This is a genomic window from Marinovum algicola (genome assembly GCF_900109145.1).
GTDB classification, from domain to species: domain Bacteria; phylum Pseudomonadota; class Alphaproteobacteria; order Rhodobacterales; family Rhodobacteraceae; genus Marinovum; species Marinovum algicola.
Window position 1 is genome coordinate 36,527 of sequence record NZ_FNYY01000010.1, and the last position, 25,653, is coordinate 62,179.

The 25,653-nt window shown below is 65.5% G+C and carries 22 protein-coding genes; 10 read left to right on the forward strand and 12 right to left on the reverse strand.

What is annotated here, in order from left to right:
* The first annotated feature begins 293 nt into the window (after positions 1–293).
* The 3 genes from BMW90_RS14315 (at position 294) to BMW90_RS14325 (ending at position 5,089) form a co-directional block, all read left to right on the forward strand.
* Complete coding sequence (locus BMW90_RS14315; protein ID WP_048532336.1) at positions 294–1,865, forward strand: Re/Si-specific NAD(P)(+) transhydrogenase subunit alpha; 1,572 nt, start codon at positions 294–296, stop codon at positions 1,863–1,865.
* A gap of 13 nt (positions 1,866–1,878) precedes the next feature.
* The gene (locus tag BMW90_RS14320; protein WP_048532335.1) at positions 1,879–3,312 is read left to right on the forward strand and encodes an NAD(P)(+) transhydrogenase (Re/Si-specific) subunit beta; all 1,434 of its coding nucleotides are present in this window, start codon (positions 1,879–1,881) and stop codon (positions 3,310–3,312) included.
* A 487-nt stretch (positions 3,313–3,799) separates the two neighbouring features.
* The gene (locus BMW90_RS14325) at positions 3,800–5,089 is read left to right on the forward strand and encodes a DUF3422 family protein (RefSeq protein WP_074837198.1); all 1,290 of its coding nucleotides are present in this window, start codon (positions 3,800–3,802) and stop codon (positions 5,087–5,089) included.
* On the opposite strand, the gene BMW90_RS14330 is transcribed toward BMW90_RS14325, so the two are convergent.
* From BMW90_RS14330 to BMW90_RS14345, 4 genes are all read right to left on the reverse strand, one after another.
* A complete protein-coding gene (locus BMW90_RS14330; protein ID WP_074837199.1) occupies positions 5,016–6,098 on the reverse strand; it encodes a YeeE/YedE family protein in 1,083 nt (360 codons plus the stop codon). The two genes, BMW90_RS14325 and BMW90_RS14330, sit on opposite strands and share 74 nt — an antisense overlap.
* 209 nt (positions 6,099–6,307) lie before the next feature.
* Positions 6,308–7,258, reverse strand: a complete 951-nt coding sequence (locus BMW90_RS14335) for an ABC transporter permease (RefSeq protein WP_244526518.1) — start codon at positions 7,256–7,258, stop codon at positions 6,308–6,310.
* On the reverse strand, positions 7,251–8,288 hold the full coding sequence (locus BMW90_RS14340; RefSeq protein WP_048532331.1) for an ABC transporter permease: 1,038 nt from the start codon (positions 8,286–8,288) through the stop codon (positions 7,251–7,253). Before BMW90_RS14340 ends, BMW90_RS14335 begins: the two co-directional genes overlap by 8 nt.
* A gap of 89 nt (positions 8,289–8,377) precedes the next feature.
* Positions 8,378–10,075 (reverse strand): peptide ABC transporter substrate-binding protein, encoded by a 1,698-nt coding sequence (locus BMW90_RS14345; RefSeq protein ID WP_074837289.1) that lies wholly within the window; start codon positions 10,073–10,075, stop codon positions 8,378–8,380.
* Between the two features lie 249 nt (positions 10,076–10,324).
* Here BMW90_RS14345 and BMW90_RS14350 point away from each other — a divergent pair, with 249 nt between their 5' ends.
* The gene (locus tag BMW90_RS14350; RefSeq protein ID WP_074837201.1) at positions 10,325–12,145 is read left to right on the forward strand and encodes an ABC transporter ATP-binding protein; all 1,821 of its coding nucleotides are present in this window, start codon (positions 10,325–10,327) and stop codon (positions 12,143–12,145) included.
* 52 nt (positions 12,146–12,197) lie between these two features.
* Complete coding sequence (locus BMW90_RS14355) at positions 12,198–13,361, forward strand: M20 aminoacylase family protein (RefSeq protein ID WP_074837290.1); 1,164 nt, start codon at positions 12,198–12,200, stop codon at positions 13,359–13,361.
* A gap of 84 nt (positions 13,362–13,445) precedes the next feature.
* Here the strand turns inward: BMW90_RS14355 and rsgA are convergent, their stop codons facing one another.
* Together rsgA and BMW90_RS14365 are read right to left on the reverse strand one after the other, a co-directional pair.
* Positions 13,446–14,480 (reverse strand): ribosome small subunit-dependent GTPase A, encoded by a 1,035-nt coding sequence (gene rsgA, locus BMW90_RS14360; RefSeq protein ID WP_074837202.1) that lies wholly within the window; start codon positions 14,478–14,480, stop codon positions 13,446–13,448.
* Between the two features lie 209 nt (positions 14,481–14,689).
* On the reverse strand, positions 14,690–14,995 hold the full coding sequence (locus tag BMW90_RS14365; RefSeq protein WP_074837203.1) for a DUF2934 domain-containing protein: 306 nt from the start codon (positions 14,993–14,995) through the stop codon (positions 14,690–14,692).
* Positions 14,996–15,178: 183 nt separating this feature from the next.
* On the opposite strand from BMW90_RS14365, the gene BMW90_RS14370 reads away from it, so the two are divergent.
* Complete coding sequence (locus BMW90_RS14370; RefSeq protein ID WP_074837204.1) at positions 15,179–15,958, forward strand: glycosyl transferase; 780 nt, start codon at positions 15,179–15,181, stop codon at positions 15,956–15,958.
* Between the two features lie 156 nt (positions 15,959–16,114).
* Here BMW90_RS14370 and moaA read toward each other — a convergent pair whose 3' ends face one another.
* On the reverse strand, positions 16,115–17,122 hold the full coding sequence (moaA, locus tag BMW90_RS14375; protein ID WP_074837291.1) for a GTP 3',8-cyclase MoaA: 1,008 nt from the start codon (positions 17,120–17,122) through the stop codon (positions 16,115–16,117).
* 82 nt (positions 17,123–17,204) lie between these two features.
* Here moaA and BMW90_RS14380 point away from each other — a divergent pair, with 82 nt between their 5' ends.
* Positions 17,205–17,696: a hypothetical protein gene (locus BMW90_RS14380; RefSeq protein ID WP_244526519.1), complete on the forward strand. Its 492-nt coding sequence runs from the start codon at positions 17,205–17,207 to the stop codon at positions 17,694–17,696.
* Here BMW90_RS14380 and BMW90_RS14385 read toward each other — a convergent pair.
* The 4 genes from BMW90_RS14385 to glmU are packed head-to-tail and all read right to left on the reverse strand — an operon-like array spanning position 17,686 to position 22,092.
* Positions 17,686–18,366 carry a DNA alkylation repair protein gene (locus tag BMW90_RS14385; protein ID WP_074837206.1) on the reverse strand — a complete coding sequence of 227 codons (681 nt, stop codon included), beginning with the start codon at positions 18,364–18,366 and terminating at the stop codon, positions 17,686–17,688. The genes BMW90_RS14380 and BMW90_RS14385 overlap by 11 nt on opposite strands.
* Positions 18,363–18,914, reverse strand: coding sequence for a pyridoxamine 5'-phosphate oxidase family protein (locus tag BMW90_RS14390; protein WP_074837207.1), 552 nt, complete (start codon positions 18,912–18,914; stop codon positions 18,363–18,365). Before BMW90_RS14390 ends, BMW90_RS14385 begins: the two co-directional genes overlap by 4 nt.
* On the reverse strand, positions 18,914–20,737 hold the full coding sequence (gene glmS, locus BMW90_RS14395) for a glutamine--fructose-6-phosphate transaminase (isomerizing) (protein WP_074837208.1): 1,824 nt from the start codon (positions 20,735–20,737) through the stop codon (positions 18,914–18,916). The genes BMW90_RS14390 and glmS overlap by 1 nt, the downstream gene beginning before the upstream one ends.
* Positions 20,737–22,092 carry a bifunctional UDP-N-acetylglucosamine diphosphorylase/glucosamine-1-phosphate N-acetyltransferase GlmU gene (glmU, locus tag BMW90_RS14400; RefSeq protein WP_074837209.1) on the reverse strand — a complete coding sequence of 452 codons (1,356 nt, stop codon included), beginning with the start codon at positions 22,090–22,092 and terminating at the stop codon, positions 20,737–20,739. The genes glmS and glmU overlap by 1 nt, the downstream gene beginning before the upstream one ends.
* A gap of 109 nt (positions 22,093–22,201) precedes the next feature.
* On the opposite strand from glmU, the gene BMW90_RS14405 reads away from it, so the two are divergent.
* Both BMW90_RS14405 and BMW90_RS14410 read left to right on the forward strand, forming a co-directional pair.
* Positions 22,202–22,876, forward strand: a complete 675-nt coding sequence (locus BMW90_RS14405; RefSeq protein WP_074837210.1) for an HAD-IA family hydrolase — start codon at positions 22,202–22,204, stop codon at positions 22,874–22,876.
* 54 nt (positions 22,877–22,930) lie between these two features.
* Entirely contained in the window at positions 22,931–24,136 is a 1,206-nt protein-coding gene (locus BMW90_RS14410; RefSeq protein ID WP_074837211.1) for a DegT/DnrJ/EryC1/StrS family aminotransferase, read from the forward strand.
* Here the strand turns inward: BMW90_RS14410 and BMW90_RS14415 are convergent.
* The gene (locus tag BMW90_RS14415; RefSeq protein WP_048532318.1) at positions 24,112–24,588 is read right to left on the reverse strand and encodes a CreA family protein; all 477 of its coding nucleotides are present in this window, start codon (positions 24,586–24,588) and stop codon (positions 24,112–24,114) included. The two genes, BMW90_RS14410 and BMW90_RS14415, sit on opposite strands and share 25 nt — an antisense overlap.
* A gap of 343 nt (positions 24,589–24,931) precedes the next feature.
* Here BMW90_RS14415 and BMW90_RS14420 point away from each other — a divergent pair, with 343 nt between their 5' ends.
* Entirely contained in the window at positions 24,932–25,579 is a 648-nt protein-coding gene (locus BMW90_RS14420) for a DUF1236 domain-containing protein (RefSeq protein ID WP_048532317.1), read from the forward strand.
* Positions 25,580–25,653: the final 74 nt, after the last annotated feature.

Consider the following 25,653-nt stretch of genomic DNA (forward strand, 5'->3'; position numbering starts at 1 on the left):
CGCCTTTTGGCAAGCAGGCCGCGCCCCTGCTACGGGGCAAATGACGATGGCGGCGCGTCCGGGCGCGGGCCTGAGGCCGGGCAAGGTTTCCTCTGGTGGCGTCGAATCTGCACGATAATTCGTCAATATTCGTGAATTACGTGGCGGCATGGACATGCCGCAACGCAACAAATATGAAGTTGCGGCAGGGAATCGACCTGTGTTCTTTCATCTCGACAGAAGTCGCGTTGAAATATAATTGCGCAGCGGATATTGCGCAATGGAACGACGTAACCGACGAAGGAAACGCACACGTGAAAATCGGGACGCCACGAGAGATACTGAACGGCGAGAACCGGGTCGCCATGACGCCGGACAGCGCGACGCAGTTGCAGAAGCTGGGCTACGAGTGCCTGGTCGAGACCGGGGCCGGGGCGAAAGCCGGGTTCTCGGATGATCTCTACCGCGAGGCGGGTGTCACCGTCGTCGACAGCGCCGAGGCGCTCTGGGGCACGGCCGACATCATTGCCAAGGTGCGGATTCCGACCACCGAAGAGCTGGACTATCTGACCGAAGACAAGACGCTGATTTCCTTCTTCAATCCGGCCGGGAACGAAGAGGGCATGGAGGCCGCCAAGGCCAAGGGCGCCTCGGTCATCGCGATGGAGATGGTGCCGCGTATCTCGCGTGCGCAGAAGATGGACGCCTTGTCGTCGATGGCCAATATCGCCGGTTACCGCGCGGTGATCGAGGCCGGCAACAACTTCGGCCGCTTCTTCACCGGTCAGGTGACGGCCGCCGGCAAGGTGCCCCCGGCCAAGGTTCTGGTGGTCGGCGCCGGTGTGGCCGGTCTGGCCGCAATCGGTACCTCGACCTCGCTTGGCGCGATCACCTATGCCTTCGACGTGCGGCCGGAAGTGGCCGAACAGGTCGAATCGATGGGGGCCGAGTTTGTCTATCTCGACTTCGAGGAAGAACAGGCCGACGGCGCCGCCACCGGCGGCTATGCCGCGGTCTCCAGCCCGGAATTCCGCGAGGCCCAGCTGGCCAAGTTCCGCGAGCTGGCCCCCGAGATGGACATCGTCATCACCACGGCGCTGATCCCCAACCGCGAGGCGCCCGAGCTCTGGACCGAGGACATGGTGAAATCCATGAAACCCGGTTCGGTGATCGTCGACCTGGCGGCGGAAAAGGGAGGCAACTGCAAGCTGACCGTGGCCGACGAGAAGGTGGTGACCGACAATGGCGTGACCATTATCGGCTATACCGATTTCCCCTCGCGCATGGCGACGCAATCCTCGACGCTCTATGCCACCAATATCCGTCACATGTTGACCGATCTGACGCCCGACAAGGACGGCACGGTCAACCACAACATGGACGACGACGTGATCCGTGGCGCGACCGTGACCCACAAGGGCGAGATCACCTTCCCGCCGCCGCCGCCCAAGGTGCAGGCGATTGCGGCGCAGAAGAAGGAGAAGCCCAAGGAGCTGACCGTCGAGGAGAAGAAGGCGCAGGAGGTTGCGGCCTTCAAGGCGCAGACCAAGCGGCAGTTCACCCTGCTCGGCGTCGGCGGCGTGCTGATGCTGCTGGTGGGCCTCGTCGCCCCGGCAAGCTTCATGCAGCACTTCATCGTTTTCGTGCTGGCCGTTTTCGTCGGCTTCCAGGTGATCTGGGGCGTGGCGCACAGCCTGCACACGCCGCTGATGGCGATCACCAATGCGATTTCCTCGATCATCATTCTCGGCGCTCTGATGCAGATCGGTTCGGGCTCCTGGCTGGTGATCCTGCTGGCGGCATTGTCGATCTTCATGGCCGGAATCAACATCTTCGGCGGCTTCCTCGTCACACGGCGCATGCTCGCCATGTTCCAGAAATCCTAAGGAGTCCGTGCAGATGGAATTCGGATTCACCACTGCCGCCTATGTTGTCGCGGCTGTTCTCTTCATCCTCTCGCTCGGCGGCCTGTCGAACCAGGAAAGCGCCAAGCGCGCTGTCTGGTACGGCATCGTCGGCATGGGCCTGGCGGTCTTTGCCACCCTGGTCGGCCCCGGCGCGGGGCTCTGGCTGCTGTCGCTGATCCTGATCGCCGCCGGCGGCGTGATCGGCGTCTATGTGGCCAAGCGCGTGCAGATGACCGAGATGCCGCAGCTGGTCGCGGCGATGCACAGCCTCGTCGGTCTGGCCGCCGTCTTCGTCGGCTTCAACGCGCATTTCGAGATGGGCCGGGTGCTGGCGATGGAGCCCGAGGCGCGCAAGGCGCTGGAAGGTTTCGCCGCCGTGCTGGCCAAGAAGAACGGCGCCGAGCTGGCGATCCTCAAGGTCGAGCTGTTCCTCGGCATCTTCATCGGGGCGATCACCTTCACCGGGTCGGTCGTGGCCTTCGGCAAGCTGGCCGGCAAGGTCACTTCGGCCGCGACCAAGCTGCCGGGCGGGCATATGCTCAACCTCGCGGCCGCGATCGTCTCGCTGCTCTGCCTGGTGTGGTACTTCAACACCGGTGGCTTCCTGCCGCTCTTCCTGATGACCCTGGCGGCGCTCTTCATCGGCTATCACCTGATCATGGGCATCGGCGGCGCCGACATGCCGGTGGTGGTGTCGATGCTGAACTCCTATTCGGGCTGGGCCGCCGCGGCGATCGGCTTCTCGCTCGGCAACGATCTGCTGATCGTGGTCGGCGCGCTGGTCGGCTCCTCGGGTGCGATCCTGTCCTACATCATGTGCAAGGCGATGAACCGGCATTTCGTCAGCGTCATCCTCGGCGGCTTCGGCGGCCCGGCGGGTGAGCAGATGGCGGTCGAGGGCGAGCAGATCGCCATCGATGCCGAGGGCGTGGCCCAGGCCTTGAACGAGGCCGACAGCGTGATCCTGATCCCCGGCTACGGCATGGCGGTGGCCCAGGCGCAGAACGCGGTCTCGGACCTGGTGCGGAAGCTGCGCGGCCAGGGCAAGAACGTGCGTTTCGCCATCCACCCGGTGGCGGGCCGTCTGCCCGGCCACATGAACGTGCTGCTGGCCGAGGCCAAGGTGCCGTATGACATCGTGATGGAGATGGACGAGATCAACGAGGACTTCCCGGAGACCGACGTTGCCATCGTCATCGGCTCGAACGACATCGTGAACCCGGCCGCCCAGGACGACCCCAACAGCCCGATCGCCGGCATGCCGGTTCTGGAATGCTGGAAGGCCAAGCAGGTCTTTGTCTGCAAACGGGGCCAGGGCACCGGCTATTCCGGCATCGAGAACCCGCTGTTCTTCAAGGACAACACGCGGATGTTCTACGGCGACGCGCGCGAAAGCCTCGACAAGCTTCTCGGGCTGGTCGACTGACAGCCGGCGGTGGGTTGAACACCCGCCCAACGAACATCAACAAGCCTTCCCGGAGATATCCGGGGAGGCTTTTTCTTTGCGGCAGGCCGCAGATTTCGGGTTACGTATATACTTTGTCTATAGTATGAATATATACAGCGCGGCGCAGACCGCGTGTGACCTCAATCAAAAAGGAGCCTGTCATGGCGAGCAAAGCAAAGATCAAAGACCTGAAAAAAGAAGTGGCCGCCCGCAAGAAGAAAGTCGCGCGGCAGGAAGCCAAGCTGAAAAAAGCCAAGAAAGCGCTGAAAAAGGCCGCGTGATCCGGCCTTTTGAAGACGATCTCCGGGGCGGCGCGGCGATGCGGCGCCCCGTTTGCGTTCGGGCGCCGGGGGCAGCGCGATCGGTATGCCGTTGTATTCACGTAACATATTGAAACTGCGACAATATCTTTCTTTACCTTGCGGGAAGAGCGGTTAAGTTGCACCAAAACAACGGGGCCGCTGCCATGCCGGAATTCACCGATCATCCCTTGCGCTACCAGCTGTCGAACGAGCTGCACGCACGGCCGTTTCCGACCGCACATGCGCCGGGGCGGGCGGTCTATCTTGTTGTCAGGAAAGAAAATCACGCCGCCTCTCGCGACAAGAGCGAAGACCTGGCGCATCTCATAGACCTGCTGGACCGCTACGGCGCGGCGCATCCCCAGCCCGGCGCGACTCATCATTCGGCGCAGATCGGCAAGCACAATCTCAAATGGGAGAGCCACACCGAGGTGGTGACCTATTCGGTGTTCATGGACGGTCTGGGCGAGCGGCCCTTCGACCCGGCGGATTTCGACGTCTTTCCCAAGGACTGGCTGGCCAGCGCGCCGGGCCAGCGGGTGACATCGGCGCTGGTCAGGGTCGAGACGCCACCGGAGGAGGAGCGGCTGTCGCATGCCTTGCAGGAATGGTTCGTGCCGGAAAGCCTGGCGGTCAGCCATGTGCTGGAAGGAGCGGCGATCGTGGCGGGGGATTTCCGCATCGATCCGGCCGGGCATGTGCGGTTTGCGGTATTTCCCGGTGAGGGCACGGGCGCCAGCCGGGTCGGCCGAATCCTGCAACGGATCTGCGAGATCGAGCTTTACAAATCCTTGTCGATGTTGGGCTTTGCCCGCTCACGCGAATTGGGCCCGGTCCTGGGGGCGCTGGATGACCGGCTGTCGGACCTGATGAACCGGATGACGGACGAGACCGTTCCGGCCGATGAGACGCTGCAAGCGCTGCTGGCGATTTCGGCCGAGCTCGAGGCGCAGTCGGCGACCTCGTCCTTCCGGTTCGGGGCCACGGGGGCCTATGAGGCCATCGTGCTGCAACGGATCGAGATGCTGCGGGAAAGCCATTTCAATGGCCGGCAGAGCTGGCATGAATTCATGATCCGGCGGTATGACCCGGCGATGCGCACCGTGAAATCGACCGAGCGGCGGCTGGCCAATATGGCAGAGCGGGCAATGCGGGCCAGCGAACTCCTGCGCACGCGGATCGAGGTCGAGCGCTCGGCACAGAACCAGTCGCAGCTCGAGGCGATGAACAAGCGGGCGGAATTGCAGCTGCGCCTGCAAGAAACGGTCGAAGGTCTGTCGGTGGTGGCGATCAGCTATTACGCCGTGTCGCTGGCCGGCTACCTCGCCTATCCCTTTGGCAAGAGCCTCGGGATAAGCAAGGAATGGGTGCTGGCCGGGCTTACTCTGCCGGTTGTGCTGCTTGTCGCTTGGGCGCTGCACCGGATGAGGAGTCGCCTCGGCGCCCAGCATTGAGCGCCGCATTGGTGGCCAGGGCGCCGACGACGATGGAACCCAGCGCCAGGAGCGCGGCAAGCGACAGCGTCGGTACACCGGCGAGGCCGGCGCCGACGGTGCAGCCGCCGGCCAGAACGCCGCCAATCCCCATCAGCGTGGCGCCGGACAGGTAGCGGCCGGTTTCGCGCGGCGAGACAAAGCTCTGCCAGCGGAAGCTGCGAAAGACCAGCGCGGCCAGCAGCGCGCCGCCGAGGACACCGCCGAAGAAGCCGACGCCAAAGCCCGGCGCGATGGCGGTGCTGGCAACGCTCCAGAACAGAGTTTCGGTGGCGGGGGCGGTGAAGGACAGGCTTTCCATCGCGATCGGATCGAAATCGTCGTAGAGCAGGAAGCCGGTGCCGACCCAGGCGGCGGGCACCAGCAGGCCCAGAAGGCCGGCCATGACGAGATGCGAGGCGCGGCTGCCCGAGCGCAGGGCAACGCCCAGCGCCAGCGCCGCGATGAGGCCGGTCCAGACAAGCGCGCCGAGGGGCAGGGCGGCCAGCGAGATATTCTCGCCCAGCGGCAGGGTGACGCTGGCAAGGGCGGTGCGGGCCGGGGCCAGAACGCCTTTGAGCGTCGCATGCGCCACCACGGCAAAGACCAGGATCACGGTCAGCGCCCGCAGGTTGCCGCCGGCGCCCAGCACCGTCAGTCGCGAGATGCAGCCCCGGGTCAGCACCATGCCGGCACCGAACATCGCGCCGCCGAGCGCAATGGCGAGCCAGGCGAGATCGGCGGTCATGAAGCGGTGGTCGTCGAAGCTGATCACACCGGCGGCCACGGCGGCCTGGGTGCCGAGCAGGGCGGTGGCCAGCGCCATGAGCCAGACGCCGGCGGCCTGCTTGCGGTCTTCGCCCACCAGAGCGCGGCGGAAACAGAATTTGGTGCGTTCGGCCAGAATGCCGAAGAGCGCGCCAAGGATCAGCGCCAGCACAAGGCTGGCCTGTTTGACGGTGGTGTCCTCAAAGCCGAATTGCTCGAACATGGGGCAGACTCCCTTTGGCAGATCCGGGTGCACATGCGCATAAATCCCGCCGCGATCAAGGGGGCAGGCCGGGGATCTGGCCGGCTTTCACGGAACATTCGCCTTGTCGCCCGGGCTTTGGGCGGAATGGCGTTCCGGCGGGCTCCGTCGGGTCGAAATCGCCGCCAGCCGCGCGCCGGTCGGGCCGAACAGGTGATCTTATTTTCGCCTCACCGCCCCCGGATCCGCGGGTCGAGCGCATCGCGCAGCCCGTCGCCGAGGTAGTTGACCGAGAGCACGGTAAGCGAGATCAGGATGCCCGGCCAGATCGGCCGCTCGGGGTAGCTCGAGAGCCGCACCACGCCGTCGTTGAGCAGCCGGCCCCAGGTGGGGAAATCCGGCGGAAATCCGAAGCCGAGAAAGGAGAGCGCAGATTCCGTGATGATCGCCGTGGCGATGCCCAGCGTCGCCGAGACCAGGATCGGCGAGAGGATGTTGGGCAGCATGTGGCGGGTGATCAGCCGCGTGTCGGTGGTGCCGATCGAGCGGGCGGCGAGGACGAATTCGCGCTCTTTCAGCGCCAGCACGTCGCCCCGCACGATCCGCGCGGTCTGCATCCAGGAAGTCAGGCCGATCAGTGTGACGATCAGGATGAACACCCCGCCTTCGGGCCCGAAACGCGCCGCAAGCGCCTCGCGAAAGAGCAGCGACGCGACGAGGATCAGCGGCAGCAGCGGCAGCGCCAGGAACAGATCGGTGAGCCGCATCAACGGCCCGTCGAGGCGGCGGAAGAACCCGGCGAGAATGCCGATGAAGGTGCCCAGAAGCACCGAAAGCACCATGGCGGTCAGCCCCACCGCAATCGAGACCCGGCCACCGAACATCAGCCGGGCGAGTGTGTCGCGGCCGAGGTTGTCGGTGCCCAGAGGATGCGCCCAGCTCACCTTGGCGCCGCCATCCCAGAGCGCCACGTAGATCGGTCGGGTGTCGCGCAGATCGAGAAAGTCGCGGCCGCGCGGCAGAAACTGCGGATCGACCGTCCAGACCAGCGGCCCGAGATAAACCGCCGCCACGAGGAAGAGGAAGACAAAGGCGCCGAACATCGCGCCGCGATGGTGCCGGAACTGGTGCCAGACGTCGGCCCATTGGCTGCGCGGCGGGGCAAGCGGGGTGTCAGTCATAGCGGATCCTCGGGTCGAGCATGCCATAGGCGAGGTCGGCGATCAGGTTGAAGAGCACGATCAGCACCGCAAAGACAAAAGTCAGCGTCTGCACCATCGGCAGGTCATTGGCCTCGATTGCGGTGATCAGCAACTGGCCAATGCCGTTCACCTTGAACACCTGCTCGGTGATGATGGCGCCGCCAAAGATATTGGGCACGCCAAGCGCGATCACCGTGACCACCGGGATCATCGAATTCCTGAGCACGTGCACCAGCACCACATTTGGTTCGCCCAGCCCCTTGGCGCGGGCGGTGCGCACGTAATCCTGGCCCAGGTTGTCGAGCATCGAGGCACGCATGAAACGGCTGAGCTGCGCGGTGATCTGCAAGGTCAGCACCATCACCGGCAGGATCATCTGGTTGATCTGGCGCAGAAAGCTGTCCCAGTCGGTCACCTGCAAGGTGGTGTCGTAGATCGAGGGGAACCAGCCGAGCTGGACCGAGAAGATCACGATAACCAGAACGCCGGAAAAGAATGGCGGGATCGAAAAGCCGATCATCGACACGAAGGTGCCGGCCTGGTCGAACCAGGAATATTGCCGATAGGCGGAATAGATGCCGATCGGCACGGCGATGACGATGGCCAGCAGATAGGCGGTGCCCACCACCCAGAGCGTCTGCGGCAGGCGCTGGACAACGATGTCCATCACCGGTGACCGGGTCTGCCAGGAGATCACCCGCAGCTCGCCCTGGTAGAGCGCGGTATCGGGCAACCAGCCAAGCAGCAGGCTGTCGGCGGTGAGCCAGTCGATCAGCACCTTGGGCTCGGTCCAGAACATCGCCACCAGCCATTTCCAGAACTGGAGCGGCAGCGCCTCGCCGATGCCAAGCGCCTCACGCATCTTCTGTTTGACCTCGGGCGGGATCGTCAGCGGCACCTGCGCCATCGGATCGTTCGGCGCGAGGTTGAGCAGCAGAAAGATCACCAGCGCGATGAAAAGCAGCGTCGGTACCGAAAGCACCAACCGTCTGATGGCAAAAGTCAGCATGTCATGGAAGATCCGTGTCAGCGCGCAGGCGCTTGTCGTCGAAACCGCCAGGCGCGGTCATCCGCCTGGCGGTCAGGTTTCGGCGCCGATCAATCCGCGCGGCGCCAGTCGTGGATGTTCCAGAGCTCGCTGTCCCAGGCGTTCATCACCACCCCTTCGAGCGTGTTGGACTGTGCCGAGACGCGGCCGCGGTGCACCAGCGGGATCATCATGCCATCTTCGATCGCCATGTCGTTGAGCCTGCGGCCGATGGCGCCGCGCGCCTCGTTGCCGACCGCGGTCTTGAGCTCTTCGAACAGGGCGTCAAATTCCGGGTTGCAGTAGCGCGAGATGTTTTCCCCCTGCCATTGCTTTTCCGGGGTCGGCGCCTTGTCGCAGAGACCGTTGCCGAAATAGCCTTGGGGATCGGTGCCGCCGAAGGTGTTGGAATACATCTGCACGTCGGCATAGAACTTCTGGAAGGTGTCGGGACTGCCGGCATCGCCGCCGAAATAGACGCTGGCATTGATGTTGCGCAGCTCGGTCTCGATGCCGATGTCGGCCCACATCATCTTGACCAGCTCCTGGGTGTCCTGGCGCACCGCATTGGTCGAGGTCTGGTACAGCACCTTGAGCGGCACGCCGTCCTTTTCGCGGATGCCGTCGCCGTCGGTATCGACGATGCCGGCGTCATCCAGCAGCTTGTTGGCGCCTTCGAGATCCTGTTCGTCGCAATCGAAGGTGTCGGAGTTGTGCCACTCCGGCGCCGGCACCCAGTTGCAGGTGACCTTGCCGGCCGGGCCATAGCCCACTTCGACCAGCAGCGGCCGGTCGATCGCCATCGACATCGCCTTGTAGATCGCCGGATCCTGCAAGAAGGGATGCGGCTTGATGATCGAGCGTTCGTCGGGCCCGAGGCTCGGGTCGGGATTGCTGTGGTTGAGCACCAGCCGTTCGACCGTCGGGCCGAATTCCGAGATGAACCGGCCCTTGCCGCTGGCTTCCATGCTTTTGATGATGTCGGGGGCCAGTTGCTGGTTCCAGGCGTAGTCAAATTCGCCGGTCTCCATCACCGCCCGCGCCGCCGAAGCCGCGTCGCCGCCGCCCTTGAGCGTCACCTTGCCGAAATGCGGCTTGCCTTCCAGCCGGAACCGGTCATTGGCGGAATAGATGATCACGTCGTTCGGCTTGAACTCGTCCACCACGAAGGGGCCGGTGCCGATCGGGTTGAAATTGGCCTCGGTACAGGTCGAGGCGGTGGCGCCGAGACAGTCGGCGAATTGCGCTGCCTGCAAAACCGGGCTCTCGAGACCGACAAAGGCCACATGCGGATTTGGGGTGGGGGCGTCGAAGGTGATGACGACGGTCTGCGCGTCGGGCGCCTCGACCGAAGTGATGCCGTCGAACTTGGTCTGATGCGCACAGCCGCCTTCGGGATGGGTGCAATAATCGTAGGTGAACTTGACGTCGGCCGAGGTCAGCGGCGTGCCGTCGGACCATGTGACGCCGGGAGAGAGCTTCCAGGTGATCTGGGTCAGATCCTCGCGCACCCCGCCATTTTCGACGGTTGGGATCTCGTCGACCAGCCAGGGGGTCAGAACGCCGCGCTCGTCAAATCGCGCCAGCGGCTCGAGCACCAGCCCGGCGGCTTCGGAATCCTTGCGCCCACCCGATAGAAACGGATTCAGCGTCGAAGGCGCTTGCCAGTAGAGCAGCCGGAGCTCGCCGTCGCTGCCCCGTTCGGCTTGCGCGCTTGCGGCCATGGCAATGCTCGCCGTCGCCCCGAGCAAAAGGGTTCTTGCCGTCATGTCGATCTCCTTGCTGACTCTGCGCCGCACGGTGTCGCGGCCGGGATGACGCAGCATCGGGTTGTGAGTGGTGCGAGCAGAATTACGCGTATAGGCGGTATTTTGCCAGCCTTTCACAGGCACACATCGAAACAGAAGCTGAAAGAAATGCAAGCGTTGTCATTCTGCCATGGGGGCTGTCGGTTTGACACCGCTTTGACCCGCGCCTAGCTTGCCCGCCAATTCAGCACCCACGGGGACATTCGCCAGATGCTCGATCAGCCGATTGCCAGGATCGACCGCCTGCGCGTCACCTTTCAGACCCGCGACGGTCCGGTTGCCGGGGTCGCCGATCTGTCGTTCGACATAAATCCCGGCGAAACGGTCTGCGTGGTCGGCGAATCCGGCTCCGGCAAATCGGTCTCGTCGCTGTCTCTGATGCGGCTGGTGGAGTTCGGCGGCGGCGAGATCGCCGGCGGCCGGCTGCTGTTCGACCGGCGCGAGGGCGGCGAAACCGATCTGACGCAGAGCACGCAGGAGGCGATGCGCGGCATTCGCGGCAATGAAATCGGCATGATCTTTCAAGAGCCGATGACCGCGCTCAACCCGGTGTTCACCGTCGGCCGGCAATTGACCGAGGGGCTGCGCCTGCACCGGGGGATGAGCCGGCGTCAGGCGCGCGCGCGGGCGCTCGAGTTGTTGCGCCAGGTGCGGATGCCCGAGCCTGAGCGGCGGCTGCGGCAATATCCGCACGAGCTGTCCGGCGGCATGCGCCAGCGGGTGGTGATCGCCATGGCGCTGGCCTGCGCGCCGCGTCTGCTGATCGCGGATGAGCCGACCACCGCGCTCGACGTCACCATCCAGGCCGAGATCCTGGCGCTGATCGACCGGTTGAAGCGCGAGACCGGCACCGCGGTGATGTTCATCACCCATGACATGGCCGTGGTGGCGCAGATGGCCGACCGGGTGGTTGTCATGCACCAGGGCCGCAAGGTCGAGGAGGGGCCGGTCGAGCGCCTCTTCGAGGCGCCGCAACACGCCTATACGCGGGCGCTCTTGGCGGCGGTGCCGCGGCTGGGCGAGATGCGCGGCAAGCCGGCGCCGGAGCCGATGCGGCTCCTGGGCGCCGACGATCAGCGGATCGCGCCGATCCCGGGCAGCACGACGCCGCTGCTGCGTGTGCGCAACCTGACCACGCGCTTTGCCGTTCGGGGCGGGCTGTTCCGACGTACGGTGGCGCAGGTGCATGCGGTCGAGGATGTGTCGTTCACGCTCAATCGCGGGCGCACCCTCAGCCTTGTCGGCGAATCGGGCTGCGGCAAATCCACCGCCGGCCGTTCGATCCTGCGGCTGGTCGAACCGCAGGCGGGCCAGGTGCATCTGGACGAGACCGATGTCACGGCGCTGGCCCCGGCAGAATTGCGCCGCGCGCGGCGCGACATGCAGATGATCTTTCAGGATCCCTTTGCCTCGCTCAATCCGCAGATGCGGCTGTTCGACCAGGTGAGCGAGCCGCTACGAAATTTCAACATTGCCTCGGGCAGCGCGTTGACCGATCGGGTTGCCGCGCTGTTCGACCGGGTCCACCTGCCGCGCAGCTTCCTGCGGCGCTACCCGCATGAACTGTCGGGCGGCCAGCGCCAGCGGGTGGCGATCGCCCGGGCGCTGGCCCTGAACCCCAAGCTGATCATCGCCGACGAGGCGGTCTCGGCACTGGATGTCTCGGTGCAGGCGCAGGTGCTCAACCTGATGATGGAGTTGCAGGCCGATCTCGGCCTGTCCTTCCTGTTCATCAGCCACGACATGGCGGTTGTCGAACGGGTGAGCCATGATGTCGCCGTCATGTACCTGGGCCGCATCGTCGAGATCGGGCCGCGCGCGGCGGTCTTCGAAAATCCGCAGCACCCCTATACAAAGGCGCTGATCAAGGCGGTGCCGGTCGCCGATCCGCAGCGCCGGAAAGGCGAAAAAGACCTGAATTTCAAGCCCATCCCCTCGCCAATTCATCCTGTGGGCCATGTGCCCGAGCCTTCGGTGTATGCGCAGGCCGGCACCGATCACTTTGTTCTGACGACCGCATCGGGATATTGACGCGCGGCGCGGAAAGGCGCACCTCAGAGGCAAGCAGACAAGGAGAGTGATGATGCCCGTGAAGAACCGTTTTGCCGAGCTCCAGGAGGAGATCACCGAATGGCGCCGGGATCTGCACGCGCACCCCGAGATCCTGTTTGACACCCATCGCACCGCCGCGCTGGTGGCGGACAAGCTGCGCGACTTCGGCTGTGACGAGGTGATGACCGGCATCGGCCGCACCGGCGTGGTCGGCGTGATCAAGGGCAAGGCCAATGGCTCGGGCAAGGTGATCGGGCTGCGCGCCGACATGGACGCGCTGCCGATCCACGAGCAGACCGGGCTCGACTATGCCTCCAAGACTGATGGCGCGATGCACGCCTGCGGCCATGACGGCCATACCGCGATGCTGCTGGGCGCCACCAAATACCTGAGCGAGACCCGCAATTTCGATGGCACCGTGGTGGTGATCTTCCAACCCGCCGAAGAGGGCGGCGGCGGCGGCAAGGAAATGTGCGACGAAGGGCTGATGACGCGCTGGGGCATCCAGGAAGTCTATGGCATGCACAACTGGCCGGGCCAGCCGCTGGGCTCTTTCGCCATCCGGCCAGGCGCCTTCTTTGCCGCGACCGACCAGTTCGACATCACCTTCGAAGGCAAGGGCGGCCATGCCGCGAAACCGCATGAGACGGTCGACAGCACGGTGATGGCGGCGCAGGCGGTGCTGGCGCTGCAAACCATCGCGTCGCGCAATGCCGATCCGGTAGATCAGGTCGTCGTCTCGGTGACCTCGTTCCAGACCTCGTCGAATGCCTTCAACGTCATTCCGCAAAAGGTCGATCTGCGCGGCACCGTGCGCACCATGTCCGCCGAGATGCGCGATCTTGCCGAGACCCGGATTGCCGCGATCTGCGACGGCATCGCCGCGACCTTTGGCGGCACGGTGGATGTGCGCTATCACCGCGGCTATCCCTGCATGGTCAACCACGAGGAACAGACCGATTTCGCCGCCGAGGTCGCCCGCAAGGTGGCCGGCGATTGCGCCACCGCGCCGCTGATCATGGGCGGCGAGGATTTCGCCTATATGCTCGAAGAGCGCCCCGGCGCCTATATCCTCGTCGGCAATGGCGACACCGCGGCGGTGCACCACCCGGAATACAACTTCAACGACGCCGCGATCCCGGCGGGCTGCTCCTGGTGGGCCGAGATCGTCGAGACCCGGATGCCGGCGGCATAGCCGCAACGCGCCCCGGACGTGATCCGGGGCCGCGCGGTTCCTTGCGGGGCGAGGTCCCGGATCGGGGTCCGGGACGCGGGCAGGTCAACGTTCGACGTCGCGCTTGCGTCGCCCTTCGGCCTTGGCTTCCTTGATCACCCGGGAAAAGCTCCGCCCACGGGCCCGCGACTGTGCCAAGGTTTCCGAGTTGTGGCGATCCTCGCGCAAGAGCTTCTGCCAACGCGCCACCCGGTCGGGCGCCACCGCGCCGCTGGCCACCGCCGCCTTGATTGCACAGCCGGGCTCGCTGTCATGGCCGCAATCGCTGAACCGGCAATCGGCGGCCAACTCCTCGAGATCGTCGAACACCGCGCCAATACCCTCGGCGGCATCGGTGAGCTGCAACTCGCGCATGCCCGGGGTGTCGATCAGCCAGCCGCCGGCCCGCGTCGGCCGCAGCGCCCGAAAGGTTGTGGTATGGCGGCCGCGGGCGTCGTCTTCGCGGATCTCGCGGGTCTGGGCGCTTTCTCCGGTCAGCGCATTGCGCAGCGTGGTCTTGCCGACACCGGACGAGCCGATTAGCGCCAGGGTCTGCGCCCTGGAACACCAGGGCGTGAGCCGCGCGGCATCCTCCGGGTCCTTGGCGTTGAGCGCCAGCGCGGTCACCAGCGGCGAGAGCTTTTCGGCTTGCCGCAGGAAGGGACGGGCGTCCTCGGTCTTGTCGGCCTTGGTGAGGATCACCAGCGGCAGACAGCCGGCGGAGGAGACCAGCGCCAGATAGCGCTCGAGCCGGGGCACCGAGAAATCGTCGTTGCAGCTGGTGACGATGCCGATGGTGTCGATATTGGCGGCAATGCGCTGCGCGGCGACGCCCGGCCCGGCGGCGCGGCGGCTGAGATCGGACACCGGCGTCAAGCGGCGCACCGCCGAGGTGCCATCGGTCAGCACCCAGTCGCCCACCGCATAGGCGCCGCTGGCTTCGCGCGGGTGCAGGTTGAAAGAGCCTTCGGGCGTGACAACGACCAGCCGGTCGCGATGGATTTCGGCCACGCGGGCAGGCGAAAAGACGGCGTCGGCCGCGGTGAGCTGACGTGCGAATTGCTCCGACCATCCGAGGTCAGACAAGGTTTTATCGTTCAAGGGATTTGTCCTGTTTCAGGGGGATCACATGCTCGGTGTCCAAGCATAATTCCGAACCGGGCGCCGTCAGACGGCGGCCCGCAGGGTGCTGACATTCTCCATGAAGCCCTCCTGCGCTGAAACAATGGCTGCGGGCACCTTAATCCGCCGGATGCGGCGGATCAAGTGAATTGGCGGGCGGCCGCAGCAAGCCACCCGTCCATCGAGGCTCAGGCTTTGGGTTTGGCAGGGGCCTTGGGTTTGGCGGTCTTGGGCGCCGTTTTGGCCGCCGCTTTGGCAGCCGGCTTGGCGGCGGATTTGGCCTTGGAAGTTGTCTTGCCAGCGGCCTTCTTCGGCGATGCGGTTTTTCGGGCGGTGGCGCGGCGCGCCTTGGGCGCGGCAATGGCCGCGTTCAGCGTCTGTTCGGCGCGCAGCCAGAATTCCTGATCGCGGCCATGCGGCTGGCCTTCTTCGAGCCACAGGTAAAACGCGGCTTCGGCAATGGCAGTGGTGTCGGCGGTGTGACCCTCGGACATGATGTCCCCTCGCTCATGGGTTAGGTTAGCGCTAACATGGATAGCGTTTTTTCTGCACCTGCACAATTCCCCGGACCTGTGCAGAAATGTCACGCCCCGGCTGGTGTGGCAAAAAAATCCGCGCTAAGCGGGGAGGGCAGAAAAAAGGAGCCAAGGGTGACGCAAGCTCAGACCGCGAACATCATGTGCATCAAATGGGGCACGCTTTTCGGCCCGGAGTACGTCAACCGGCTCTATTCCGGGGTGCGGCGCAACCTGGACCACCCGGTGCGGTTTTTCTGCATGACCGAAGAGCGCGCCGGGCTGCACCCGGACATCGAGCTGCTCGACCTGCCGGTCGAACCCTTTGCCGAGCCGATGAATGCCGCCCTTGCCGTCGCCAACCGGCAGGGGGCGATGCGCAAGGTCTCTTTGTTCCGCCCCGGGCTGGTGCCGGATCTCGACGGGCCGGTGCTGGGGTTCGATCTCGACGTGGTGATCACCGGCGACCTGACGCCGATCTGGAAGATGTCGCCGGGCAAGATCGCCATGCGCCACGACTGGACAGAAGCCCGCAAGGGCCGGCCCACCGGTCATGGATCGGTGTTTCGCTTCGATCCCGGCCGGCATGGGTTCCTGTATGAAGATCTGGCCGCAAACCCTTACGAAGAAGTCGAAAAGGCCCGTGGATCCGAACAGCGTTACACGTCGCACAAGGCGATGGATGAGGGCGTCTTCGACTATATTCCCGGCGATTGGGTGGTGAGTTACAAATACGATTGCAACCCGTTCCCGCGCAATTACCTTGCCGCCCCGCGCCTGCCAGACGAGGCGCGCGTCGTCTGTTTCCACGGGCGCCCGAAAATGCCGGATGCGCTCGAGGGGTACACCGGCTCTTTCATCCGCTACTCCAAGCCCTGCGACTGGCTGAAAGACCACTGGATCGATCGCGCCCACGACGATCTCGGGCCGGAGTGGGCCTGATCCGGTGACCCTGGCCGGGGACACCGCGCCCAACTGGCGTCAAACAGGGCATGAAACGAGGTGCAGGCGTATTTGGGAAAGAGAAGAAAGACCTGCTGCTTCTTCTCTTTGACAAATACGCTGCGCGCCGGCCGCCCCGGGCGCGCCGCCGGCGGATCAGCCGCCGGTGTGGCTCATGTGGCGCGAGACCTGACCATCGGCGCGCTGGCGGGAATAATCGAAATCATGGCCCTTGGGCTTGTGCGCGATGGCGTCGCGGATTGCGGCCTCGAGCGGCGCGTCATCCTCGGGATGATTGCGCAGCGCGGCGCGCAGGTCGGCATTGTCTTCCTGGCCGAGGCACATGAACAGCTCGCCGGTGCAGGTCAGGCGCACGCGGTTGCAGCTTTCGCAGAAATTATGGGTCAGCGGCGTGATGAAGCCGAGTTTCTGGCCGGTCTCCTCGAGCCGCACGTAACGCGCCGGGCCGCCGGTGCGCTCGGGCAGGTCGGTGAGTCGGTATTCCTGTCGCAGCTGGTCGCGCAGGTCGTCGAGCGACCAATATTGGCCGACCCGGTCCTCGTTGCCGAGATCGCCCATCGGCATCACCTCGATGAAGGTCAGGTCGATGTCGCGCGCGGCGCACCAGCGGGTGAGCGTGAAGAGCTCGTTTTCGTTGAAGCCCTTGAGCGCGACGGTGTTGATCTTGACCCGGAGCCCGGCCTTTTGCGCCGCGTCGATGCCGCGCAGCACCTGGGGCAGGCGGCCCCAGCGGGTGACGCGAGCGAATTTCTCCTCGTCCAGCGTGTCGAGCGAGACATTGACCCGGCGCACGCCGGCGGCAAAAAGCTGATCGGCGAAGCGTTCGAGCTGGCTGCCATTGGTGGTCAGGGTCAATTCCTGGAGCGCGCCACTGTCGAGATGGCGGGTCATCGCCTGGAAAAACGTCATGATGTCGCGACGCACCAGAGGTTCGCCGCCGGTGATGCGCAGCTTTTCCACCCCGAGGCCGATGAAGGTCGAGCACATCCGATCCAGTTCCTCCAGCGTCAGCAGCTCTTTCTTGGGCAGAAAGGTCATGTTCTCGGCCATGCAATAGACACAGCGGAAATCGCAGCGGTCGGTGACCGAGACCCGAAGGTAGGAGATCGGGCGGAGAAAGGGATCGATGAGCTTTGTAGTCATGTGATGAACGTAAGGTTGCCGAAACGGGCCGACAAGGGGAATGTGGCGTTGACGGCCGAGACCATTGGCGTAACCTGCCGCCATGATGTACCGGTTTTTCTTCGGCGCCACGGCGCTGGTTGTGCTGGCAGGTTGTACCGAGTTGAGCGCCCCGTTCCAGCAACGAGAGCGGCAGGCGGATGCGCCTGCCGGGGTTTCCGACACCGACGGTGCGCCGGAAACGGCTGCCGCGCCGCCGGCCGATGCGGCGTCGGAAGCGGCTTTTGACACCACGTCGGCCGAAGAGCGCGCCAGGGCCGCCGCGGCGCCCTCCGAGGCCGGCGCGCAATCGCTTGGCACCACCGTCGCCTCGCTGGGCGATCCGACGCGCTCCGGCTTCTGGCTCGAGACACCGCTGGTGGATGCGCCGGCGCAGGGCCGGGTGGAGTACCCGGAGACCGGCAAATCGGCGCAGGTCGAGCTGATCCCGATCGATGGGGCGGCGACCGCCGGTAGCCGGATTTCGCTGCCTGCGATGCGCCTGCTCGGAGCGCCGCTGACCGGGCTGGTCACGCTCCGGGTGTTCAGGAACTGAGGTATTTGCCGGCCTCGCGGCGGGCAAAGGGCTTCATCCGCGCGCCATGCTGCGCCAGGAACGCGCGGGTCAGCTCGGGGGCATGTTTCGACAGGTCGCGCAGCCACCAGGCCACGGATTTCTGGATGAACCAGGCGGGATCGTCGACGTAGCCCGCCGCCCAGCCGAGAATACGGTGCCGCTCGGCCTCCTGCGCCGGCTTCGGATGGCGCAGCTTGGCCCAGGGCAGGGTGATGACAAGCGCTGCGCGCCGGGTCCACAGGTGATCCGAGGCGGTCCAGGTCTCGACCTGGTCGAGCCGCGACGGATCGGCGCTCAGCCGACGCTGCCCGGCCATGCAGGCATGATCGGCAATCGCCCAGGCGTCGAAATCGGGAACCCAGGTGCAGATCAGCGCCCAGACGGCGTCATCCGGGCGGAGGCGCGCCTGGGTGAGCAGCTTGGCGGCGGCGATCCGGGCCTCGTGGATGTCGGTCTGCCAGAGGGCCTCGGCCAGGGCCAGGCGTTCGGGCAGCGACAGCGCCTGCCGCCAGCTCTTGGTCAGGTCGTTGAGCACCGGGTTCGGTACGCCGAGATAGCGCCGCGCCGCCTTGTGATAGGCGGAGGCGCCTGCCGCGCGGCCGGCGTCGCTTCGGGCCTCGAGCGCCGCGAGCGCGTCGTCGAGGGTCATGTCAGGTTGGCGTCGATGCCGGTGGGCAGGCCGTCGATCGTCTCGCGGTTGCGGCTGGCCCAATAGTCGCGGATCCCCTCGGCGCCCCGGTCCTCGCCCCAGCGGGTGAGGGTGTCGCGTTCGCCGGTGAAATCCATGAAGGGGATGGAATAGCCGCAGGAGGTCTGCACCATGTCGATGCTCAGGTCATAGATCTGGCGCGCGCCGAGCCGGTCGCCGAACCGGGCGATCATGTCGTCCCAGTCGGCGGCATCGCGGTGCAGGGTGCGGGCGCGGCCATAGGTGCGCAGGATCTGCGGGCGCTTGTCGAAAGAACACCACATCAGCGTCATCCGCGGGTCGCGCGCCAGGTGGCCGGCGGTTTCATTGCCCGATCCGGTCATGTTGAGCCAGACGATCCGATTGGGGCCGAGCACCCGCAGGCTGTCCATGCCCTTGGGCGAGATATTGACCCGGCCCTCGGCCGCCGCCGTGCCGCAGAAGAACATGTGCTGCGCGGCGATGAAATCGCGGTGGGCGTCGCTCAGGGCCTCGAACTGCTTGCCCATTATTCCACCGTCACCGATTTGGCGAGGTTGCGGGGCTGGTCGACGTCGGTGCCCTTGGCGATCGCGGTGTGATAGGCCAGAAGCTGTGCCGGGATGGCATAGAGGATCGGGGTCAGCACCTCGGGCACCGTCGGCAGGGCCAGGCTGTGCCAGACGTCCTCGGCGGCCTCGTCGCGGCCCTGCGCATCGGTGATGAGGATGACCCGGCCGGAGCGGGCGATGACCTCCTGCATGTTCGACACCGTCTTGTCGAAGAGCGAGTCGCGCGGTGCCATGACCACCACCGGCACCGTCGGATCGACCAGCGCGATGGGGCCGTGCTTGAGCTCGCCCGACGCATAAGCTTCGGCGTGGATATAGCTGATTTCCTTGAGCTTCAACGCGCCCTCCAATGCCAGGGGGTACATCAGGCCGCGGCCGAGGAACAGCACGTCGCTGGCATCGGAAAGATCGTGCGCGATGTCGCGCAGCGCGTCGCTCAGGGTCAGGGCGTCGTTGATCTGGCCGGGCAGCGCGCGCAGGGTGGCCAGGTGATCCTGAAGCTGCTCGGTGGTGATCTGGTCCCGGTCGTGGGCCGCTTTGAGCGCCAGCAGGAACAGCACGGTGAGCTGGCAGGTGAAGGCCTTGGTCGAAGCCACGCCGACCTCGACCCCGGCATGGATCGGCAGGGCGGTGTCGCTCTCGCGGGCGATCGAGCTTTCGGGGACATTGACCACCGAGATCACGTGATCGGCCTTGTCGCGAACATAGCGCAGCGCCGCCAGGGTGTCGGCGGTCTCGCCCGACTGGCTGACAAACAGCGCGGCGGTGCGCGGCGTGACCGGCGGTTCGCGGTAGCGGAATTCCGAGGCGATATCGACCTCGACCGGCAGGCGGGCGATGCGTTCGAACCAGTATTTGGCGGTGAAACAGGCGTAAGAGGCGGTGCCGCAGGCCACCATGGTCAGCCGGTCGACCTGCGAGAAATCCGGCAGGGTCTCGGGCCAATTGAGGCCGGTGCCGGCCTCGTCGAGATATTTGGTGATGGCGTTCTGGATCACCGCCGGCTGTTCGGCGATTTCCTTGGCCATGAAGTGTTTGTAACCGGCCTTGTCGACGTTGGTGGCATCCAGCGCCACGGTCTTGGTGGGGCGGTTGGCCAGGCGGCCCTGGTGGTCGCGGATCTCGAGGCTGGTGCGGGTCAGAACGGCGCGGTCGCCTTCCTCGAGGTAGGTGATCTTGTCGGTCAGCGGCGCCAGCGCGATGGCGTCGGAGCCGACGTACATCTCGCCCTCGCCATGACCGATGGCCAGCGGGCTGCCCTTGCGGGCGGCGACCATCAGGTCTTCTTCGCCGTCAAAGAGAAAGGCCAGGGCAAAGGCGCCTTCGAGCCGGTCGAGCGCGGCATGGGCGGCCTCGACCGGGGACTTGCCCTGGCTCATGTGGTGATGGGTCAGCAGCGCCACGGTCTCGGTGTCGGTGTCGGTCTCGGTGGCGATGCCGGCGGCGGCCAGCTCTTCGCGCAGCGCGCGAAAATTCTCAATGATGCCATTGTGCACCACCGCCACGCGACCGGTGTAATGCGGATGCGCATTGACCTCGGAGGGCGCGCCATGGGTGGCCCAGCGGGTGTGGCCGATGCCGGATTTTCCGGCCAGCGGCTCATGCACCAGCCGGTCGGAGAGGTTGACCAGCTTGCCGACGGCGCGCCGCCGTTCGAGACGGCCACCGTGCACCGTGGCGATGCCGGCGCTGTCATAGCCGCGATATTCCAGCCGTTTCAGCGCGTCGACAAGGATCGGCGCGGCCTCGTGGTTTCCAAGGTACCCGACAATACCGCACATTATCCCTTGCTCCCCGCCTGACTTGCCTTTTTGGATTTTAACATTTCGAACAATTTTCGGGCCAGTCCAAGTTTGTTGACCTGATCGGCGCGGGAAATCGCCAGCGCGCCCTCGGGCACCTCCTTGGTGATTACCGCACCGCTCGCGGTCATCGCTTCGGCCCCCACCTTGACCGGCGCCACCAGCATGGTGTTCGAGCCGATGAAGGCCCGCGCCCCGATCTCGGTCCGGTGCTTGAAGACCCCGTCGTAATTGCAGGTGATGGTGCCGGCGCCGATGTTGGTCTTTTCGCCGATATGGGCGTCGCCGATATAGGTCAGGTGATTGACCTTGGCGCCTTCGTCCAGCACCGCGTTCTTGATCTCGACGAAATTGCCCACCCGGACATCTTCGGCCAGTTCCGCGCCGGGGCGCAGACGGGCATAGGGGCCGACGACGGCGCCGCGCGACACATGGCATCCCTCGAGATGCGAAAATGCCCGGATATGGGCGCCGTTCTCGATCGTCACACCGGGGCCGAAGACGACGTTGGGCTCGATCTCGCAATCCGGGCCGATCCAGGTGTCATGGGCAAACCAGACGGTCTCGGGCGCGGTCATCGTCACGCCCTCGATCAGCGCCTCGGCGCGTTTGCGCGACTGGAACCCGGCCTCGGCAGCGGCCAGGTCGACGCGCGAATTCACGCCCATGGTCTCGGCCTCGTCGCAAGAGACGGCCGTGGCCGAAAGCCCGGCCTCGCGTGCCAGTGCCACGATGTCGGTCAGGTAGTATTCGCCAGAGGCATTGTCGTTGCCGACCCGGTCGAGCAAGGCAAAGAACGTATCCGCGCTGGCCGAGATCACGCCGGAATTGCAGAAATCGATTGCCCGTTCGCGCAGGCCGGCATCCTTGAATTCGACGATCTGCATAAGCGCGTCGCCTTCCATCACCAGCCGGCCGTATTTGCCCGGATCTGCGGCGGTAAAGCCCAGCACCACCACATCATGGCTCCTGCGCGCCTCGGCCATGGCCTCGAGCGTTTCGGGACGGATAAAGGGCGTGTCGCCATAAAGCACGATGACATCGCCGCTGAAGCCTTCGAGCGCCGGGCGTGCCTGAAGCACCGCATGGCCGGTGCCCAATTGCTCCGATTGCAGCACGCAGGTCGCCGTCTCGTCGATCTCACGCGCAGCGGCCTTCACCTGCTCAGCGCCGTGACCGGTGACAATCACCGTGCGTTCGGGTGAGAGGCTGGCGCCGGAGGCCATCGCATGGGCCAGCAGCGGCGCGCCGGCCACCTTGTGAAGGACTTTCGGCAGGTCGGAGCGCATCCTTGTGCCTTTGCCGGCGGCAAGGATGACGAGTGCGATGCTCATAACAGATTCTCTTTGTAATTAGGTCGGTCCCGTTTTATCCGCTGAGGCGCGCGCCGCAAGGACGCGCCGCTCACATTGGATTTCCGTCTGTGTCAGGAAAGGCACGCCGATGCGCACCGTGATTTTTGACCTCGACGGCACCCTGGCCGACACCAGTGGCGATCTGCTGGCCGCCGCCAACGCCTGTTTCCGGGCGATGGGCGAGGGCGACCTGCTGGGCCCCGGGGATGCCGGCACGGCGCTGCGCGGCGGGCGGGCGATGCTGCTTCTGGGGATGCAGCGGCTGGGCCGGGCGGATGATTTCGCCACCATCGACGCCTGGTATCCGCGGCTGCTCGAGGAATATGACGCGGCGCTGCATCACACCACGGTGCTCTATCCCGGCGCGGTCGAGGCGATCGGCACCTTGCAGGGCGCCGACATCCGTACCGGCATCTGCACCAACAAGCCCGAGCGCCTGGCACACAAGCTGCTGGTGGCGCTTGGCGTGCGTGATCTGTTTGGCTCGCTGGTCGGGGCCGATACGCTGCCGGTGCGCAAACCCGATGCCGCGCCGTACCGCGCCTCGGTCGAACGGGCCGGCGGCGCGGTCGAGCGTTCGCTGCTGGTGGGCGACAGCGTGACCGACCGCGAGACCGCGCGGGCGGCCGGCGTGCCCAGCGTGCTGGTGACCTTCGGCCCCTCGGGCGACGACATGGCGGCGCTCGAGCCGGAACATCTGTTGCAAGCCTATGGCGATCTGCCGGGCGTGGTGGATTTGGCGCTGGGGCGCAGCGCGCTCTAGAACGGCGGCCGGCAGGTGGTTGACCTCGGCCTGAGCCCGCCGCAAGACTGGCGCATGAACGAGAGATTTCACGGCAGTTTCACCCAGCAGGAGCCAATCCCCGAAGAGGGGATCGAGGCGGCGCTGGCGGTTTTGCGCTCGGGGCGGCTGCATCGCTACAACCTGGCCCCGGACGAGGCTGGCGAAGTGGCGTTGCTAGAGCAGGAATTCGCCGCCCGGGTCGGGGCGAAATACTGCCTCGCGGTGGCCTCGGGCGGCTATGCCATGGCCTGCGGGCTGCGGGCGATCGGGGTCCGGCCGGGCGACCGGGTGCTGACCAATGCTTTCACCCTGGCGCCGGTGCCCGGCGCCATCGCCTCGGTCGGTGCGGTGCCGGTGTTTGTCGGCGTGACCGAGGGGCTGGTGATCGATCTCGACGACCTGGCGGCCAAGGCGGATCAGGCCGAGGTGCTGATGCTGAGCCACATGCGCGGGCACATCTGCGACATGGACCGGCTGATGGCGATCTGCGACGCGGCGAACGTCCGTGTGATCGAGGATTGTGCCCATACCATGGGCGCCGCCTGGCGCGGACTGCCCTCGGGGCGGCATGGGGTTCTGGGCTGTTACTCCTGCCAGACCTACAAACATGTGAACTCCGGCGAGGGCGGCTTGCTGATCACCGATGACGAAGAGGTGGCGGCGCGGGCGGTGATGCTTTCCGGTTCCTACATGCTTTACGGCCGGCATCTGGCGGCGCCGGGGTCAGAGGTGTTCGAGCGGGTGAAATACGACACGCCCAATGTCTCGGGGCGGATGGATCATCTGCGCGCGGCGATCCTGCGCCCGCAACTGCGGGCGCTCGACCGGCAGATCGCGCGCTGGAACGCGCGGTACAGCGTGGTCGAAGAGGGGCTGCGCGACACGCCCGGGCTGCATGTGGTGGCGCGGCGCGAGGGCGAGGCCTTTGTCGGCTCGTCGATCCAGTTTCTGCTGCTCGACTGGGGTGAGGCAGCGATTGCCGAGGCGCTGCGCCGCTGTGCCGACCGGGGGGTCGAGCTCAAGTGGTTCGGTGGCGCCGAGCCGGTGGCCTTTACCTCGCGCTACGACAGCTGGCGTTATGCGCCGTCAGAGGCGATGCCGGCCACCGACCGGGTTCTGAAGGGCATCGTGGACATGCGCCTGCCGCTGACCTTCAGCCTCGAGGATTGCGCGTTGATCGCGCGGATCATTCGGGCCGAGGTGAGCGCGGTTCATCAATCCTGCAACCGGGCGCCATAGAGCGGCACCGTCGACATCGAGACCTTGGCCGAGCCATCGGTCAATTCGGCGGCATGGGCGACATAGATCAGCGTCTGATTGGCCTCGTCGAAAATGCGTTTGACCCGCAGCGATTTCAGGATGATCGACCGCGAGGTGCGGAACACGTCCTCGCCGTCTTCGTCCAGGTCGATGTCGCCGACCTTTAGCGGCCCGGTCTGGCGGCAGGCGATCGAGGCGTTCGAGGGATCTTCGAACCAGTTGCCCTTGGACAGCCGGTCGAACAGGCCGCGTTCGAAATAGGCGATATGACAGGTGACACCCTCGACCTTGGGGTCGGCGATGGCCTCGATGAGAATGTCGTTGCCCACCCAGTCGACATCGATCTCGCCGACCTGTTCGGCGCCGGCAGCGCCAGCAAGGCCGAGGCAGAAGGTGGCGGTGGCGCAGAGGCGGGCGAGGGTGGCGGGCATGGCGAACTCCTGAATGCGTCGGGCGTAAGGCGCCCACCAGACATGATCCCGGTCGCGGCGACCGGTCAAGGTGCAACGCAGCCCTCGCGTCCTCGGTTCCCGCGCGGCGGCGCGCGCCAATGCCGGTGCGTTGAAAAGGTTGCATCACGTTATCGCGCATCGGCACGGAAACGCCGGGCTTTTTGGAGGTTTTGGGCGGGATTTTGCCAAGGGACCGAGGGCCTTGCGCAAAGCGCCGCAAGTTTGCACGACAGCGCGGAACAAACCTCATCGGCTGGCGATTGGACCCCCGAACGCCGCGCAACATGCGCCGCTTCAAAGCAAAGTGAGAAGGAGTCTACCCATGTTTCGCAAAGCTATCCTGACCGCCTCGACCGCCATTTTTGCCGCCGGTTCGGCCGCCGCCGCGACCTCGGCCACCGCCGTGACCGACCTCAACCTGCGTGCCGGCCCCGGCCCCCAGTATGAGATCATCGGCGTGATCGATGCCGAGGCCAAGGCCAGCGTTGACGGCTGCATCGAGGAATCGAACTGGTGCAAGGTGACGTATGACGGCCAAGAGGGCTGGGCCTATGGCAACTATCTGACCGCCATGGTCGAAGAGACCCCGACCGCCGTGATCGCCCCGGAAGTGACCGTCGGCACGGTCACCTATGACTCATCCAAGGACGGCGAGGCCTTTGCCGGTGCCGGGACCGTGGGTGCCGTGGCCGGTGCGCTTGTCGCCGGGCCGATCGGTGCCGTTGCCGGTGGTCTGCTGGCCGGGTCGGCCGGCGCCTATGCCCAGCCTGACGAACGCGTGGTGACCTATGTGCGCACCAACACGCTCGATCCGATCTATCTCGAAGGCGAAGTGGTGCGCGGCGCCGTGGTGCCCGAGAGCGTGGAGCTGGTCGAAATCCCGGATGCCGAGCTGCGCTATGTCTACATCAACGGCCAGCCGGTCCTCGTGGAGCCGGAACAGCGCACCATCGTCTACGTCGTGCGCTAAGTTTCCCGACGTTCGGTAACCAGTGTCACGGGCGGCCCGGATGGGCCGCCCTTTTTCGTGGTAGGCTCGGGGTC